General features: G+C 67.3%; 15 protein-coding genes. 8 read left to right on the forward strand and 7 right to left on the reverse strand.

Annotated features, from left to right (window positions below):
* Positions 1 to 96 precede the first annotated feature (96 nt).
* From tuf to rpsL, 4 genes are all read right to left on the reverse strand, one after another.
* Positions 97 to 1,272 (reverse strand): elongation factor Tu, encoded by a 1,176-nt coding sequence (gene tuf / locus ETX26_RS07480; protein ID WP_129523973.1) that lies wholly within the window; start codon positions 1,270 to 1,272, stop codon positions 97 to 99.
* Positions 1,273 to 1,365: 93 nt separating this feature from the next.
* Positions 1,366 to 3,459 (reverse strand): elongation factor G, encoded by a 2,094-nt coding sequence (gene fusA, locus ETX26_RS07485; RefSeq protein WP_129523974.1) that lies wholly within the window; start codon positions 3,457 to 3,459, stop codon positions 1,366 to 1,368.
* Positions 3,460 to 3,623: 164 nt separating this feature from the next.
* The gene (rpsG, locus tag ETX26_RS07490; protein ID WP_129523975.1) at positions 3,624 to 4,094 is read right to left on the reverse strand and encodes a 30S ribosomal protein S7; all 471 of its coding nucleotides are present in this window, start codon (positions 4,092 to 4,094) and stop codon (positions 3,624 to 3,626) included.
* 172 nt (positions 4,095 to 4,266) lie between these two features.
* Entirely contained in the window at positions 4,267 to 4,638 is a 372-nt protein-coding gene (gene rpsL / locus ETX26_RS07495; protein WP_129523976.1) for a 30S ribosomal protein S12, read from the reverse strand.
* Positions 4,639 to 5,355: 717 nt separating this feature from the next.
* On the opposite strand from rpsL, the gene ETX26_RS07500 reads away from it, so the two are divergent.
* The 6 genes from ETX26_RS07500 (at position 5,356) to ETX26_RS07525 (ending at position 8,592) form a co-directional block, all read left to right on the forward strand.
* The gene (locus ETX26_RS07500; RefSeq protein WP_129523977.1) at positions 5,356 to 5,697 is read left to right on the forward strand and encodes an ArsR/SmtB family transcription factor; all 342 of its coding nucleotides are present in this window, start codon (positions 5,356 to 5,358) and stop codon (positions 5,695 to 5,697) included.
* Complete coding sequence (locus ETX26_RS07505) at positions 5,697 to 6,176, forward strand: ArsI/CadI family heavy metal resistance metalloenzyme (RefSeq protein WP_129523978.1); 480 nt, start codon at positions 5,697 to 5,699, stop codon at positions 6,174 to 6,176. The genes ETX26_RS07500 and ETX26_RS07505 overlap by 1 nt, the downstream gene beginning before the upstream one ends.
* A gap of 8 nt (positions 6,177 to 6,184) precedes the next feature.
* On the forward strand, positions 6,185 to 6,685 hold the full coding sequence (locus tag ETX26_RS07510; RefSeq protein ID WP_129523979.1) for an arsenate reductase ArsC: 501 nt from the start codon (positions 6,185 to 6,187) through the stop codon (positions 6,683 to 6,685).
* Positions 6,682 to 7,758, forward strand: a complete 1,077-nt coding sequence (gene arsB, locus ETX26_RS07515) for an ACR3 family arsenite efflux transporter (protein WP_129523980.1) — start codon at positions 6,682 to 6,684, stop codon at positions 7,756 to 7,758. Before ETX26_RS07510 ends, arsB begins: the two co-directional genes overlap by 4 nt.
* A gap of 382 nt (positions 7,759 to 8,140) precedes the next feature.
* A complete protein-coding gene (locus tag ETX26_RS07520; RefSeq protein ID WP_129523981.1) occupies positions 8,141 to 8,296 on the forward strand; it encodes a peptide ABC transporter permease in 156 nt (51 codons plus the stop codon).
* A gap of 2 nt (positions 8,297 to 8,298) precedes the next feature.
* On the forward strand, positions 8,299 to 8,592 hold the full coding sequence (locus ETX26_RS07525) for a hypothetical protein (protein WP_129523982.1): 294 nt from the start codon (positions 8,299 to 8,301) through the stop codon (positions 8,590 to 8,592).
* On the opposite strand, the gene ETX26_RS07530 is transcribed toward ETX26_RS07525, so the two are convergent.
* Positions 8,589 to 9,392 carry a LysR substrate-binding domain-containing protein gene (locus tag ETX26_RS07530; RefSeq protein WP_129523983.1) on the reverse strand — a complete coding sequence of 268 codons (804 nt, stop codon included), beginning with the start codon at positions 9,390 to 9,392 and terminating at the stop codon, positions 8,589 to 8,591. The two genes, ETX26_RS07525 and ETX26_RS07530, sit on opposite strands and share 4 nt — an antisense overlap.
* 118 nt (positions 9,393 to 9,510) lie before the next feature.
* Between ETX26_RS07530 and ETX26_RS07535 the strand changes: the two genes are divergently transcribed.
* Together ETX26_RS07535 and ETX26_RS07540 are read left to right on the forward strand one after the other, a co-directional pair.
* Positions 9,511 to 11,667: an RNA degradosome polyphosphate kinase gene (locus tag ETX26_RS07535; RefSeq protein WP_129523984.1), complete on the forward strand. Its 2,157-nt coding sequence runs from the start codon at positions 9,511 to 9,513 to the stop codon at positions 11,665 to 11,667.
* On the forward strand, positions 11,664 to 13,163 hold the full coding sequence (locus ETX26_RS07540) for a Ppx/GppA phosphatase family protein (protein WP_225425537.1): 1,500 nt from the start codon (positions 11,664 to 11,666) through the stop codon (positions 13,161 to 13,163). The genes ETX26_RS07535 and ETX26_RS07540 overlap by 4 nt, the downstream gene beginning before the upstream one ends.
* A gap of 15 nt (positions 13,164 to 13,178) precedes the next feature.
* Here the strand turns inward: ETX26_RS07540 and apaG are convergent, their stop codons facing one another.
* Both apaG and ETX26_RS07550 read right to left on the reverse strand, forming a co-directional pair.
* Positions 13,179 to 13,577 (reverse strand): Co2+/Mg2+ efflux protein ApaG, encoded by a 399-nt coding sequence (gene apaG / locus ETX26_RS07545; RefSeq protein ID WP_119513551.1) that lies wholly within the window; start codon positions 13,575 to 13,577, stop codon positions 13,179 to 13,181.
* A 97-nt stretch (positions 13,578 to 13,674) separates the two neighbouring features.
* Positions 13,675 to 14,880, reverse strand: a complete 1,206-nt coding sequence (locus ETX26_RS07550; RefSeq protein WP_129523985.1) for a trans-sulfuration enzyme family protein — start codon at positions 14,878 to 14,880, stop codon at positions 13,675 to 13,677.
* Positions 14,881 to 14,913 lie beyond the last annotated feature (33 nt).

Raw genomic sequence — 14,913 nt, forward strand, 5'->3', positions numbered from 1 at the left:
GGCCAGCCCCGCCTCCCGGGAAACCCGGTCAGGGGCGGCCCCCTTCGAAAAATCCGACCGGCGAGGGACGAATCCCCCGCCGGTCGCGCGCCTATATTACTTCGTGATCTTGCTGACAACCCCCGAACCGACGGTGCGGCCGCCTTCACGGATGGCGAAGCGAAGACCTTCGTCCATCGCGATCGGCGCGATCAGCTTGACGCCGATCGTCACGTTGTCGCCCGGCATGACCATCTCGGTGCCCTCGGGGAGGATCACTTCGCCGGTCACGTCGGTCGTGCGGAAGTAGAACTGCGGGCGGTAGTTGGCGAAGAACGGCGTGTGACGGCCGCCTTCGTCCTTCGACAGCACGTAGACTTCCGCGCTGAACTCGGTGTGCGGCGTGACCGAACCCGGCTTGGCCAGAACCTGGCCGCGCTCCACGTCATCACGCGCCGTGCCGCGCAGCAGCGCACCGATGTTGTCGCCGGCTTCGCCGCTGTCGAGCAGCTTGCGGAACATTTCGACGCCGGTGACGGTGGTCTTCTGCGTGTCGCGGATACCGATGATCTCGACTTCGTCGCCCACGTTGACCTTGCCGGTCTCGACGCGGCCGGTGACCACGGTGCCGCGGCCCGAGATCGAGAACACGTCCTCGATCGGCATCAGGAACGGCTTGTCGACCGGACGGTCGGGCTGCGGGATGTGGTTGTCGACGGCTTCCATCAGAGCCTTGATGGAGTTCTCGCCGATTTCCGGATCGCGGCCTTCGAGAGCGGCCAGGGCCGAACCCTTGATGATCGGAATGTTGTCGCCGTCGAAGTCGTACGAGCTCAGGAGCTCACGCACTTCCAGCTCGACGAGCTCGAGGATTTCCTCGTCGTCGACCTGGTCGACCTTGTTCATGTAGACGACCAGCGCCGGCACGCCGACCTGACGGGCGAGCAGGATGTGCTCGCGGGTCTGCGGCATCGGGCCGTCGGCGGCGTTCACGACCAGGATCGCGCCGTCCATCTGCGCGGCACCGGTGATCATGTTCTTCACGTAGTCGGCGTGGCCCGGGCAGTCGACGTGCGCGTAGTGGCGCGCATCGGTCTCGTACTCGACGTGTGCGGTCGAGATGGTGATGCCGCGCTCGCGCTCTTCGGGAGCCTTGTCGATGTTCGCGAAATCGACCGCAGCGCCCTGCACCTTGGTGATCGCCGCCGTCAGCGTGGTCTTGCCGTGGTCGACGTGGCCGATGGTGCCGATGTTGCAGTGCGGCTTCGTGCGCTCGAATTTTTCCTTAGCCATTTGCGTGTAACCTCTGTCTGTCAGATTGAATTTCACCAAGTCGCGGACGGCACCCAGGTGAATCAGGCGCCGCCCCTAGACGCTTGCCCAGCCTTAGGCAAGCTTCTCCTTGACCTCGGCCGCGACGTTCGCCGGCACTTCGTCGTAGTGCGAGAACTGCATCGAGTACTGCGCACGCCCCTGCGTGAAGGAGCGCAGCTCGTTCACGTAGCCGAACATGTTGGCCAGCGGCACGAAAGCCTCGACCACTTGCGCGTTGCCGCGGGTGTCGGTGCCCTGGATCTGGCCGCGGCGGCTGTTGAGGTCGCCGATCACGTCGCCGAGATAGTCCTCCGGCGTCACGACCTCGACCTTCATGATCGGCTCGAGCAGCTTGATGCCCGCCTTCTGGGCCGCTTCGCGCATCGCGCCGCGACCGGTGATCTCGAACGCCACCGTGCTCGAGTCGACGTCGTGGTACTTGCCGTCGATCAGTTCGATGGTGAAGTCGATGATCGGGAAGCCGACCAGATAGCCGCTCTCGGCCTGCTCGCGCATGCCCTTCTCGACCGACGGGATATATTCGCGCGGAATATTGCCGCCCTTGATCTGGTCGTCGAAGATGATGCCCTGGCCGCGTTCGCCGGGGATCACGCGGACCTTGGCTTCACCGAACTGGCCCGAACCACCCGACTGCTTCTTGTGGGTGTAGGTGACCTCGACTTCCTTGGCGAGCGACTCGCGGTACGCCACCTGCGGCGCGCCGACGTTGGCCTCGACCTTGAACTCGCGCTTCATGCGGTCGACCAGGATGTCGAGGTGAAGCTCGCCCATGCCCTTGATGATCGTCTGGCCCGACTCGTGGTCGGTCGAGACGCGGAAGCTCGGATCCTCGGCGGCCAGGCGGTTGAGGGCGACGCCCATCTTCTCCTGGTCGGCCTTGGTCTTCGGCTCCACCGACAGCTCGATCACGGGCTCGGGGAACTCCATCCGCTCGAGGATGATCGGATGCGCCGGATCGCACAGCGTGTCGCCGGTGGTCGTGTCCTTCATGCCGGCGAGCGCGACGATGTCGCCCGCGAACGCCTCTTCGATGTCCTCGCGGTTGTTCGAGTGCATCAGCAGCATGCGGCCGATCTTCTCCTTCTTGTCCTTCACCGAGTTCAGGACCTGGCCCTTGGCCAGCTTGCCCGAATAGATGCGGGTGAAGGTAAGCGAGCCGACGAACGGATCGTTCATGATCTTGAACGCCAGCGCGGAGAACGGCGCGTCGTCGCTCGACGGACGCGTCTGCTCCTCGTCGCTGTCGGGCAGGACCCCCTTGATCGCCGGAACGTCGAGCGGCGACGGCATGTAGTCGACCACCGCGTCGAGCAGGGGCTGCACGCCCTTGTTCTTGAACGCCGAGCCGCACAGCACGGGCACGAAGGCGCGCGCCATCGTGCCCTTGCGGATCAGCCGCTTGAGCGTCGCCGCATCGGGCTCGTTACCCTCGAGGTACTGCTCCATCACGTCGTCGTCCTGTTCGACGGCGGTCTCGATCAGCTTCTCGCGGTATTCGGCGGCGCGGTCGGCCATGTCCTCGGGGATGTCGACGTAGTTGAACTTCGCGCCCAGGCTCTCGTCTTCCCAGACGATGCCGCGGTTGTTCACCAGGTCGACGACGCCCTTGAGGCTGCTCTCCATGCCGATCGGCAGGTAGAGCACCAGCGGCGTCGCGCCGAGACGGTCGATGATCGACTGGACGCAATAGTAGAAGTCGGCACCGGTGCGGTCGAGCTTGTTGATGAAGCACATCCGCGGCACGCCGTACTTGTCGGCCTGGCGCCATACGGTTTCCGACTGCGGCTCCACGCCGGCGACGCCGTCGAACACCGCAACCGCGCCGTCGAGGACGCGCAGGCTACGCTCGACTTCGATGGTGAAGTCGACGTGGCCGGGGGTGTCGATGATGTTGATCCGGTGCTTCGGGCCTTCGCCGTCTTCCGCCTGCCAGAACGTGGTCGTGGCGGCCGAGGTGATGGTGATCCCGCGCTCCTGCTCCTGCTCCATCCAGTCCATCGTCGCGGCACCGTCGTGGACTTCGCCGATCTTGTAGGACTTGCCGGTGTAGTAGAGGATACGCTCGGTCGTGGTGGTCTTGCCGGCATCGATGTGCGCCATGATGCCGATATTGCGATAGCGCTCCAGCGGATAGTCGCGGGCCATGTGGAATTCCTCGGGTTCGTGGGGGACGGCGAAAGTCGCGCCCCATATAGTTAACTATGTGACCGGTTGAAGTCCTTCGAGACGGGCTCTCGACTTCGGCCTGCGGCCTCCGCCCGATCCTTCGATGAGACGGGCGGAGGCAGTTCGGCAGCCGGTTTCCCGCCTTACCAGCGGTAGTGCGAGAACGCCCGGTTGGCGTCGGCCATGCGGTGCGTGTCTTCCCGCTTCTTGACCGCGTTGCCCCGGTTGTTCGCCGCGTCGAGCAACTCGCCCGACAGGCGCGCCGCCATGGTGGTTTCCGCACGCCCGCGGGCGGCGGTGATCAGCCAGCGGATCGCCAGCGCCTGGGCACGCTCGGGGCGAACCTCGACCGGCACCTGGTAGGTCGCACCGCCGACGCGGCGGCTGCGGACCTCGACCTGCGGCGCGACGTTGTTCAGCGCGTCGTGGAACAGCGCGATCGGATCGGTCTTGGCCTTCGCCTCGACGGTGTCGAGCGCGCCGTAGACGATACGCTCGGCGACGGACTTCTTTCCGTCGAGCATGAGGTTGTTCATGAACTTGGACAGCACCTGATCTCCGAACTTCGGATCAGGCAGGATCTCCCGCTTCTCGGGACGACGACGACGTGACATTGCACGAATTCCTTCTCTTGGAGCCTTCCCTTCCCTCCGCCGTCACCCTGAACTTGTTTCAGGGTCCATCTTGCGGTGTCGGACGGGGCTCTTAAGCTTCCTGGACCTGCGCTGGCGGAGCCATGGATCCTGAAACGAGTTCAGGATGACGGCCCGGGCGCAACGGCCGCGATTACTTCGGCCGCTTGGCGCCGTACTTCGAACGGCTCTGCTTGCGGTCCTTCACGCCCTGCGTGTCAAGCACGCCGCGCAGCACGTGGTAGCGCACGCCGGGAAGGTCGCGCACACGGCCGCCGCGGATCAGCACCACGGAGTGCTCCTGCAGGTTGTGCCCCTCGCCGGGGATGTAGGAGATGACTTCGCGCTGGTTGGTCAGGCGGACCTTGGCCACCTTGCGCAGAGCGGAGTTCGGCTTCTTCGGCGTCGTCGTGTAGACGCGGGTGCAGACGCCGCGCTTCTGCGGGTTCTGCTCCATCGCAGGGACCTTCGACTTGGTCTTCTGCAGGACGCGGCCCTTGCGGACCAGCTGGTTGATCGTCGGCATTGAGTTCTCTCTTCACCTACTTGTCCGAATGGGCGGTATTGCCCATTCGGGCCGACCCTTCCGGGCGGAAAAGTGGCGTCCACTTTTCCTGAAGGGATCGGATGTCGGTGCCACTGAGGCCAGGGTGGAGAGAAGGTTCGTGCGCTCTACCGTCATCCCCGCGAAAGCGGGGACCCAGCGAACAAGGACGCCCGCGAAGCGGACAACCAGCGCACGAGCCGAAAAACACTCCACCCGGGTCACGGACACCGGGTTACTTTGACGGCTGCCCCAATGATCCCCATGCGCGAGTCCCAGCGAAGGCTGGGACCTCAGGCCGCAGGCGGACCCTCAATAGAAAAGAGCCTCCAGCGCTCAGCACTAGGGCCCCCGGGACATGACCGGCAATGTTCAGCTCTATCTGACCGACGCGGAGCGCACCCCGTTTCGGATGAGCGCGCCCTTAGGGGGATTCGGGCTGGTGGTCAAGAACCGGCGCACCGCCGCCCTTCCCGGCGTCGGATCGCTGCGTTCTAGTCACTACATCGTTACACCCCGCCGTCATCCCAGCGAAAGCTGGGATCGCGCGCCGCGAAGTCGGACGGTGCCGACAGCGATCCCAGCTTTCGCCGGGATGACGAAGGGTAGTGAGGCGACGCCCGACAACCCCAAAAATGCCTCTTGCTTCACTTCTCACAATTCTATATTTCGACAATTATCGAATCATCGAAAGTGCCCATGGAAGCCATTGACACCATACGCGCGCTGTCCGCTCTCGCTCAGGAGCATCGCCTCGCCGCGTTTCGCCTGCTGGTGCAGGCCAGCGAGGAGGGAATGGCAGCCGGCGCGCTCGCCGACAGTCTCGACGTGCCGCCTTCGTCGATGAGCTTTCACCTCGCCCAGCTCGCCAACGCCGGCCTCGTGACCCAGCGGCGCGAAAGCCGGTCGATCATCTATTCGGCCGACTATGCCGCGATGAACGCGCTGATGAGCTACCTGACCGAGAATTGCTGCGGCGGCGTTCCCTGCGCCGACGACGCCTCCACCTGCCCTCCTCAAGCAACGAAAAGGACCGCGTGATGAAGCGCTTTCATGTTCATGTCGGCGTGACCGATCTCGACCGATCGATCGCCTTCTACAACGAGCTGTTCGGCGCCGAGCCGGCGGTGGTGAAGAGCGACTACGCCAAGTGGATGCTCGAGGACCCGCGGATCAACTTCGCCGTCTCGCTGCGCGAGGGTGCATCGAAGGGTATCGAGCACGTCGGACTGCAGGTGGAGAACGGCGACGAGCTCGCCGAAGTCTATGCCCGCCTCAAGGCGGCCGACCGCCCGGTGCTGGAGGAAGGCGCCACGACCTGCTGCTATGCGAAGTCGGAGAAGAGCTGGATCGCCGATCCCGATGGCGTGATGTGGGAAGCCTTCCTGACCGACGGCGAAAGCACGACCTACGGCGGCAACCCCGATCTTGCGCAGCTCGCCTCGGCGAATGCGGCTTCGGATGCCTGCTGCGCGCCGAAGGCGGCAGACGCCCCGGCTCCTTCCCCGTCTTGCTGCTGAGACCCACGATGCCGACCCAGCCGCTGAACGTGCTGTTCCTCTGCACGGGCAATTCCGCCCGCTCGATCCTGGCCGAGGCGATCCTCAACCGCGACGGAGGCGGCCGGTTCCGCGCCTTCAGCGCCGGCAGCAATTCGACGGGAACGGTCAACCCTTGGGCGATCCATACGCTCGACAAGCTGGGCTATCCGGCCGAGGGATACCGCTCCAAGAGCTGGGACGAGTTCGCCCAGGGGCCGCAGTTCGATCTGATCTTCACCGTCTGCGACAGCGCGGCGGCGGAAACCTGCCCGGTCTGGCCCGGTCGACCGGTCAGCGCCCACTGGGGCATTCCCGATCCCGCGGCGGTCGACGGAAGCGATACCGAGAAGGCCGCGGCTTTCCTCGATGCGTTCCGCATGCTCAAGCGGCGGATCGATCTGATGCTCGCCCTGCCAGCCGACAGCCTCGAGGATGTCGCGCTGCGCGAACAGTTGCACGCGATCGGGCAGGAGGCGGACGGACGATGAGCGCATCCGCTGCCAGTCCTGCCGCGCCCATCGACACCCGCGCCGCGGGTCTGGGCCTGTTCGAGAAATGGCTCTCGCTGTGGGTCGCCGGCGCGATCCTTTGCGGCCTTGCGCTCGGCAGTCTCGCGCCGGACGTCTTCGGCGCGCTCGCCGCGGTGGAATATGCCTCGGTCAATCTCGTCGTTGCGGTCCTGATCTGGGCGATGATCTTCCCGATGATGGTGGCGGTCGATTTCTCGGCCGTGCGCCGGGTCGGCGACAAGCCCAGGGGCCTCATTATCACGCTGGTGGTGAACTGGCTCGTCAAGCCCTTCACCATGGCGGCGCTCGGCGTGCTGTTCTTCGAAGTCGTCTTCGCCGATCTGATCGCGCCGGCCGACGCGAGGGAATACATCGCCGGGCTGATTCTGCTCGGCGCCGCGCCCTGCACCGCCATGGTGTTCGTCTGGTCGCAGCTTACCAAAGGCGATCCGGCCTACACGCTGGTGCAGGTGGCGGTGAACGATCTGGTGATGATCGTCGCCTTCGCGCCGATCGTCGCCATGCTGCTCGGAGTCGCCGATATCGCCGTACCGTGGGAGACGCTGCTTCTCTCGGTCGCGCTTTACGTCGTCGTGCCGCTTGCGGCGGGCGCGTTCGTCCGCCGCCGCCTCCTCGCCGCGCACCACGGCGATCCCGGTGCGGTGGAGCGCTTCACCGGCCGGCTCAAGCCGCTGTCGATTCTCGGGCTGCTCGTGACCGTGGCGCTATTGTTCGGCTTCCAGGCCGAAACCATTCTCGCGCGGCCGCTGCTCGTCGCGCTGATCGCCGTGCCGATCGTGATCCAGAGCTACGGTATCTTCCTCATCGCTTACGGCGCGGCCAAGGCCTGGCGGGTGCCGCATGCGATCGCCGCGCCCTGCGCGCTGATCGGCACTTCGAACTTCTTCGAGCTCGCCGTGGCGGTCGCGATCGGAATGTTCGGGCTCGGCAGCGGTGCGGCCCTGGCAACGGTGGTGGGCGTGCTGGTGGAAGTGCCGGTGATGCTCTCGCTGGTCGCGCTCGCCAACCGGACGCGCGGCGCATTCCCGTGAGCCCACGGGCGGCGGATCACGGCCCCGCAGAAAACATTTTCCTACATCGGATTTTTGTGCATTCTGTGGGCGGTCATGAACGACCGATCCTCCCCCGCGTCCGCCCGCCTTGCCGCACTCCTGCGCGAGTCTGCCCACCCTTATGAAGTTCGCCGCGCCGGCAAGGCTCACGCCGTCATGCCGGTCCCGGGTCGAGGCGCTCTCCCGGCGGCGCGGCGCACCAGGATGGAGGGCTCGCGGAGATGCCACAAGGTTACACATGACACGCAAGGTGACACTTGCCCCAAGCACCGTGTCACTCGTGTCAACACGCCCTCCGGCCGCCCGGCGATCGGGAACCCGCCCCGCCCGTTCGGCCGTTGGTGCAGCGAGGAGACGAGCGATGAGCGAACCCGAACGGGACGAGGCGATCCATATCGATGCGCGGGACGCGCGCGGGGCGGAGGTCATCCTGCGCAAGCGGCGCAACCGGATGATCTTCATCGCAGGGCTGGTGGCCTTCGCCGTGCTGGCGATCGCGCTGAGGCTGTTCGGTTGACGATGGCGGGCGCGGCGGAGGACGCGGGCGCGGCGCTCTACCTGCTGTGGATCGATCCGGCGGAGGAGGTTCCGGCCGCGCTCGACCTGCACGGCGACGGGCATCCGCTGGCCGACGGGTTGTGGCTGGTCCGCAGCGGGCTGACCCGCTCGCGGCTCTACCACCGGATCAAGTGGCAGCTCCCCGATGGCGCGCCGCTGCTCGTCGCGCCGCTCGCCGACACGCGCGACGGCTGGCCCAAGTTCAAGGGGATGGATGCCGGCGCGCTCGCCTGGCTGCGCGGCGGGGGCGGCTAGCCGGCGGTGAGGAAGGCGACCAGCGCCTTGACCTTCTTCTGCCGCCACTGGGGCAGCGGAGCGACCAGCCAGTACGCGCGGCGGCCTTCGTCCGGCCCTTCGAGCACGGTGAGGCGGCCGTCCTCCAGCGCGTCCTCCACCAGCAGGTAGGGGAGCACGGCCTTGCCCAGCCCGGCGATCGCGCTCGACAGGGCCTGGCCGGCGTTGCCGACCTCGACCGTCGGCTCGGCGCCTTCGGGCAGCGGGGCGCCGGGCCAGTCGATCCAGGCCTCGAGCACTTCCTCGGGCGCGTCCTTCGCCGCCACGACCACGCGGCGCGCCGGGGCGAGCTCGACGCCCTCCAGCTCGCCCGGGCCGTCGACCAGGCGCACGGCGACGTCGAGGTTGGTCTCGGTGAAGTCGGCATGCTCGTCGGCCACGAAGCGGAAGCGGATGCCGGGGTTCGCCTTGCGGAAGGCGGCGAGGCGCGGGGCGAGCCACTGGGCGTAGAATTCGCGCGGGGCGGCGATCGTGTAGCGGTCGCTCGCCTGCCCGGCCTGCATCGCCTGGACCGATTCCTCGAACCGCAGGAACCCTTCGCGCAACGCGTCGAGCCCGGCGAGCCCCTCCTCGGTCAGCTCGAGCCCCTTCGAGGTGCGGCGGAACAGCACGGTGCCGAGGTGATCCTCGAGCGCGCGTATCTGCTGGCCGACGGCGGCCGGCGTCACCGCCAGCTCGTCCGCGGCGCGGGTGAAGGAGAGGTGCCGCGCGGCGGCGTCGTAAACGCGCAGGGCGTTGAGGGGCAGGTGCGTGCGCTTCATCGTGCCGGTGCGGATAGCGGCAAGCTGCCGCTGCCGCAATCGGGGCCGCAATCGCGCACCGTGTCACACAAGCGTAACACGCGGCTTGCAAGTGGGTCTGCGAGGGCTTGGCACTTCCATGGACGTACTCACGCAAGGCGCGGCCGAGCGGGCCGATGGCGGCAGCGCGGCGCCCGCGGAGCGGTACGTCAACCGCGAGCTTTCATGGCTTTCGTTCAACCGGCGCGTGCTGGCGGAGGCGGAGAACGAGCGCTATCCGCTGCTCGAACGGCTACGCTTCCTGTCGATCTCGGCCAGCAATCTCGACGAGTTCACGATGATCCGGATCGCCGGGCTCGAGGGCCAGGCGACTCGCGGGATCGAGACCACCGCGATCGACGGGCTGGACCCGCGCCAGCAGCTCGCCGCGATCCGCGAGCAGGTGCTCGCGCTCGACAGCCGGCAGCAGCGCACGCTGGAAACGCTGCGCGGCCTGCTCGCCGAGCAGGGCATCCTGATCGCGGAGATCGACGAGCTGGACGAGTGCCAGCGCGACTGGCTGGAGACCTATTTCACCACCGACATTCTGCCGCTCATCACCCCGCAGGCGATCGATCCGTCGCACCCGTTCCCGTTCGTCGCCAACCTCGGCATGGGCGTGCTGTTCCGGCTCAAGCGCGGCAAGCGCCAGCCCGACCTGGTCGAGATGGTGCTGATCCCCAGCGGCGCACCGCGCTTCGTGCGGGTGCCGGGCGAGGAGGCGATCTACGTCGCGATCGAGAAGCTGATCGTGCGCTACGCCGACCAGCTCTTCCCCGGCTTCCGCATCCTGGGCGACGGGCTGTTCCGCGTGCTGCGCGACAGCGACATCGAGGTGGAGGAAGAAGCCGAGGACCTCGTCCGCCTGTTCCGCACCGCGATCCAGCGGCGGCGGCGCGGGCGCGCGGTGCTGCTGGAGCTCGACGAGGACTGCGACCCCGCGGCCGAGGCGCTGCTGCGCGAGCAGTTCGACGTCGACACGGCGATGGTCACCAAGACCGCGGGCATGCTCGGCCTGCGACACCTGAGCGCGATCTGCGCCGAGCCGCGCCCGGACCTCAAGTTCGCGCCCTTCGCGTCCCGCTATCCGGAGCGCATCCTGGCGCACGACGGCGATTGCTTCTCCGCGATCCGCGAGAAGGATATCGTGATCCAGCACCCCTACGAAAGCTTCGAGGTGGTGGTCGACTTCCTCCATCAGGCGGCGATCGATCCGGCGGTCGTCTCGATCAAGCAGACGCTCTACCGCGCGGGCGACCAGTCACCGGTGATCGCCGCGCTGATCGACGCCGCTCAGACAGGCAAGGCGGTGACCGCCGTGGTCGAGCTCAAGGCGCGCTTCGACGAAGAGCGCAACCTGCAGTGGGCAGCCGAGCTCGAACGCGCCGGGGTGCAGGTGATCTACGGCTTCATGGACTGGAAGACCCACGCCAAGGTCAGCCTGGTCGTGCGGCGCGAGGAGGAAGGCTACCGCACCTACTGCCACTTCGGCACGGGCAACTATCACCCGATCAACGCGCGGATCTACACCGACCTCAGCTATTTCACGGCCGACCCCGCGCTGGGGCGCGACGCCGCCAAGCTGTTCAACTTCGTCACCGGTTATGTCGAGCCGCGCAGCACCGAATGCCTGGCGATCTCGCCGCTCGGCCTCAAGCAGAAGCTGTTCGAGCTGATCGACCGCGAGATCGAGAACGCGTGCGCCGGCAAGCCCGCGGGCATCTGGGCGAAAGTCAACGCGATCACCCACAGCGAGCTGATCGATCGGCTCTACGCCGCGAGCGCGGCCGGGGTCGAGATCCAGCTCGTGGTGCGCGGCATCTGCTGCCTGCGCGCCGGTGTGCCCGGCCTGTCGGAGAACATCGAGGTCAAGTCGATCATCGGCCGGTTCCTCGAGCACAGCCGGGTCTGGGCCTTCGCCAACGGGCACCGGCTGCCGAGCAAGCACGCCGCGGTCTACCTGACCTCCGCCGACGCGATGAGCCGCAACCTCGACCGGCGGGTGGAGGTGCTGGTACCGCTGGCCAACAAGACGGTGCACGACCAGGTGCTCGAACAGGTCATGCTGGCGAACATACTGGACACCGAACAGAGCTGGCAGTTGCAGCCGGACGGGGAGTACACGCGGATGCGCATGGGCGAAGGCGGCTTCAACTGCCATGACTACTTCATGAGCAATCCCTCGCTCTCGGGCCGCGGCGCGGCGCTGAAGGCGGGCGCGGTGCCCAAGCTGCGCCTGGAAGGAACCGCAGAGTGACGAGCCTGCGTGCCTTTGCCTGGCGTGGCCTGCGCGTGGCCCCCGCCGATCGCCGAGCGGTGATCGACATCGGATCGAACACCGTGCGGCTGGTCGTCTACGATGGTCCCCAGCGCGCGCCGCGCACGATGTGGAACGAGAAGGTCGTCGCGCGGCTGGGGCGCGATCTGGCCGAGACCGGGCGCATTCCGGACGAAGCGAGCGAGCAGGCGCTCGCGGCCCTCGCCCGCTTCGCGCTGCTGACCCGCGAGCTGGGAGTGACCGACGTGCAGACGGTCGCCACGGCGGCCGCGCGCGAGGCGGAAAACGGCGGCGAGTTCCTCGAACGGGTGCGCGAGTTAGGCCTCGCGCCGCAGCTCCTGAGCGGAGAGGAAGAAGCGGTCGCCGCCGCCTACGGCGTGATCGGCGCCTTTCCCGATGCGCGCGGCGTGGTCGCCGACCTCGGCGGAGGCAGCCTCGAACTGGTGGCGGTGGAGGACGGCGCCTGCCGCGACGGCGCCACGCTGCCGCTCGGCACGCTGTGCCTGCCCGCCCTCCGCGCGAAGGAAGCGCCCGGCTTCAAACGCGCAGTGAAGAAAGCGTTCATGAAGGCCGGCGGGGCTGCGGCACAGGCCGGGCCGCTCTATCTCGTCGGCGGGACCTGGCGTGCACTCGCCGCCTACGCCATGCGCAGCACGCGGTATCCTGTGACCGACCCGCACGGCTACCAGCTCGACGTGCAGGAGGCCGACCGGATCGCGCGCGCCCTGACCCGCACCGATCCGGCGAAGCTCGTGGAGATCGAGGGGATCGGGGCGATGCGCGCGCCGTCCCTGCCCCACGCCGCCGCATTGCTGCGGATCATGCTCGCCGAGATCGAGCCGGAGGGCCTGGTGTTCTCGAGCTGGGGCCTGCGCGAAGGGCTTCTCTTCCGGCGGCTCGATGCGCTGGAGCGAGCGAAGGACCCGCTGATCGTTGCGGTGGCGGACTTCGCCGCGCCGATGAAGAGCGCGATCACGGACGCGGCGCTGATGTCGGCCTGGGTGGTCGGCGTCGCCGAACCCGGCGGCAGCAAAAGCGAGCGGCTGCGGCTCGCCGGCGCACTGCTGTCGCTGACGCTGCACCGGGTCGAGCCGAACTTCCGCACGAGCCAGGCGGTCGAATGGGCGCTCGACAAGCGGTGGATCGGCCTCGACGCGCACGGTCGGGCGATGCTCGCTGCAATGATGCTCGGAAGCTGCGGGAAGACCTCCTGGCCCAAGCGCGTCGCTGCGCTCGCGCCGGAGAAGGATCTGAGGCAAGCGGTGGGCTGGGGCCTGGCCATGCGCCTCGCCCGCCGCATGGGTGCGACTTCGCGCGTGTCCGTGACCACGAGCGCCCTCGAACGCGACGGAACCAGTCTGGTGCTCCGTCTCGACCAGAGCCGCGCGGCCTTGGCAGGCGAAGGCGTGATGCGCGATCTCGCCGCACTGGCGGAGTGGCTGGAGCTGACCCCGGAGCTGCGGGTCGCCGAGTGACTCTCTGGCTGGCGCCTAGTCCGCGGTCGCGGGCGCGGCGAGAGGGAAGTAGGGAATCCGAACTTCCAGCGGCGTGCCGTCGGCGCGGTGGAAAGTGTAGAACCCCTCCATCGATCCGTGCGGCGTGCCGAGCGGGCAGCCGGAAACATAGTCGTGGCTGTCCCCCGGCGCGAGCACCGGCATCTCGCCCACGACGCCCTCTCCGTCCACCAGGTTGACCCCGCCGCGCGAGTCGGTGATCCGCCAGTGGCGGGTGATCAACTGCACCCGCTCGTCCGAGCCGTTCTCGATCCGGATGTGATAGACCCAGAACCACTTGCCCGCCTCGGGCTGCGACTGCTCGGGCAGGAAGTTCACCGCCACGCGGACGGTGATTCCTTCGGTGATCGCGGCGTGCTGGAACAACTGTTTCATCGCGTGGCGAGAATAGAGGCAATGGGCGGGCCCGGTAAAGGGCGTGTTTGGGGGTGACTTGGCGGTTTTCCCGCCACCGTCCTCGCAGTGATGGAAATCAGAACCCCGCGGCCGAGAAAGCGCGGTCGAGGTCTTCCTTCAGATCTTCCGGATCCTCCAGCCCTACGTTGAACCGCAGGAGGCCTTCGCCCACTCCCATTTCGGCGCGCGCTTCCTCGGTCATACCGGCATGCGTCGTGCTCGCCGGGTGGCACATGAGGCTGCGCGCATCGCCGATATTGTTGGAGATGTCGATCAGCTCGAGCGCGTCGAGCAGTGCGAAGGCCTTTTCGCGGCTCTCCACATCGAAGGCGAAGATCGGTCCGAACGCGTCCATCTGCTTCGCGGCAATGGCGTGCCGCGGATGGCTTTCGAGCCCGGGATGGAGCACGCGCGGCAGGCGCCCTTCGACGAAACGACCGAGCTCGAGCGCAGTCTCGCTCTGCCGGTGCGCGCGAAGGAGCAATGTCTCGAGCCCCTTGTGGACGACCCAGGCATTGAAGGGCGAGAGATTGGGCCCGGTGTTTCGCTGAAACGGCAGCAGGACCTCGTCGATGAATTCGCGCGTGCCGCAGACCGCGCCGGCAAGCACCCGCCCCTGCCCGTCCATCAGCTTGGTCGCCGAGTACGCGACGACATCCGCGCCGAACTCCAGCGGGCGCTGGAGGACGGCGGTGGCAAAGGCGTTGTCGACTACGGTGGTGATGCCGTGGGCCTTGGCGAGCCCGCAGACGAGCTCGAGGTCGACCACGTCGAGCGTCGGGTTGGCCGGGGTTTCGAAGAAGAATACTTTGGTGTTGGGCCGGATCGCGGCTTCCCACGCGGCATCGTCGGCGCTGTCGATCACCGTCGTCTCAATCCCGAAGCGGGGGCACAAGTGATCGACCAGCCAGCGGCACGATCCGAACGCGGCGCGCGCGGCCACGACGTGATCGCCGTGGGAGAGCTGGCACAGAAGCGCGGCGGTCATCGCCGCCATTCCGCTTGCCTGCGCACGGCAGGCTTCCGCGCCTTCCATCAGCGCGATCCGCTCCTCGAGCATCGCGACCGTGGGGTTCTGCAGGCGGGAATAGGTCATCCCCTCGGCCTCGCCCGCGAACCGCGCGGCAACCGTCGCGGCGTCGTCGTAGCTATAGCCCGAGGTGAGGAAAAGCGCCTCGCTGGTTTCGCCGTGCTCCGAGCGCCAGACGCCCCCTCGCACGGCCCGCGTTGCGGGACGCCAGGTGCGCGTGATGGCGCGGTTCATTCCGGTGGTCTTCTTCATTGCGGCGCCGCTCTAACGGCGGGCCGCACCCCG

It is taken from the genome of Pelagerythrobacter rhizovicinus, assembly GCF_004135625.1.
GTDB classification, from domain to species: domain Bacteria; phylum Pseudomonadota; class Alphaproteobacteria; order Sphingomonadales; family Sphingomonadaceae; genus Pelagerythrobacter; species Pelagerythrobacter rhizovicinus.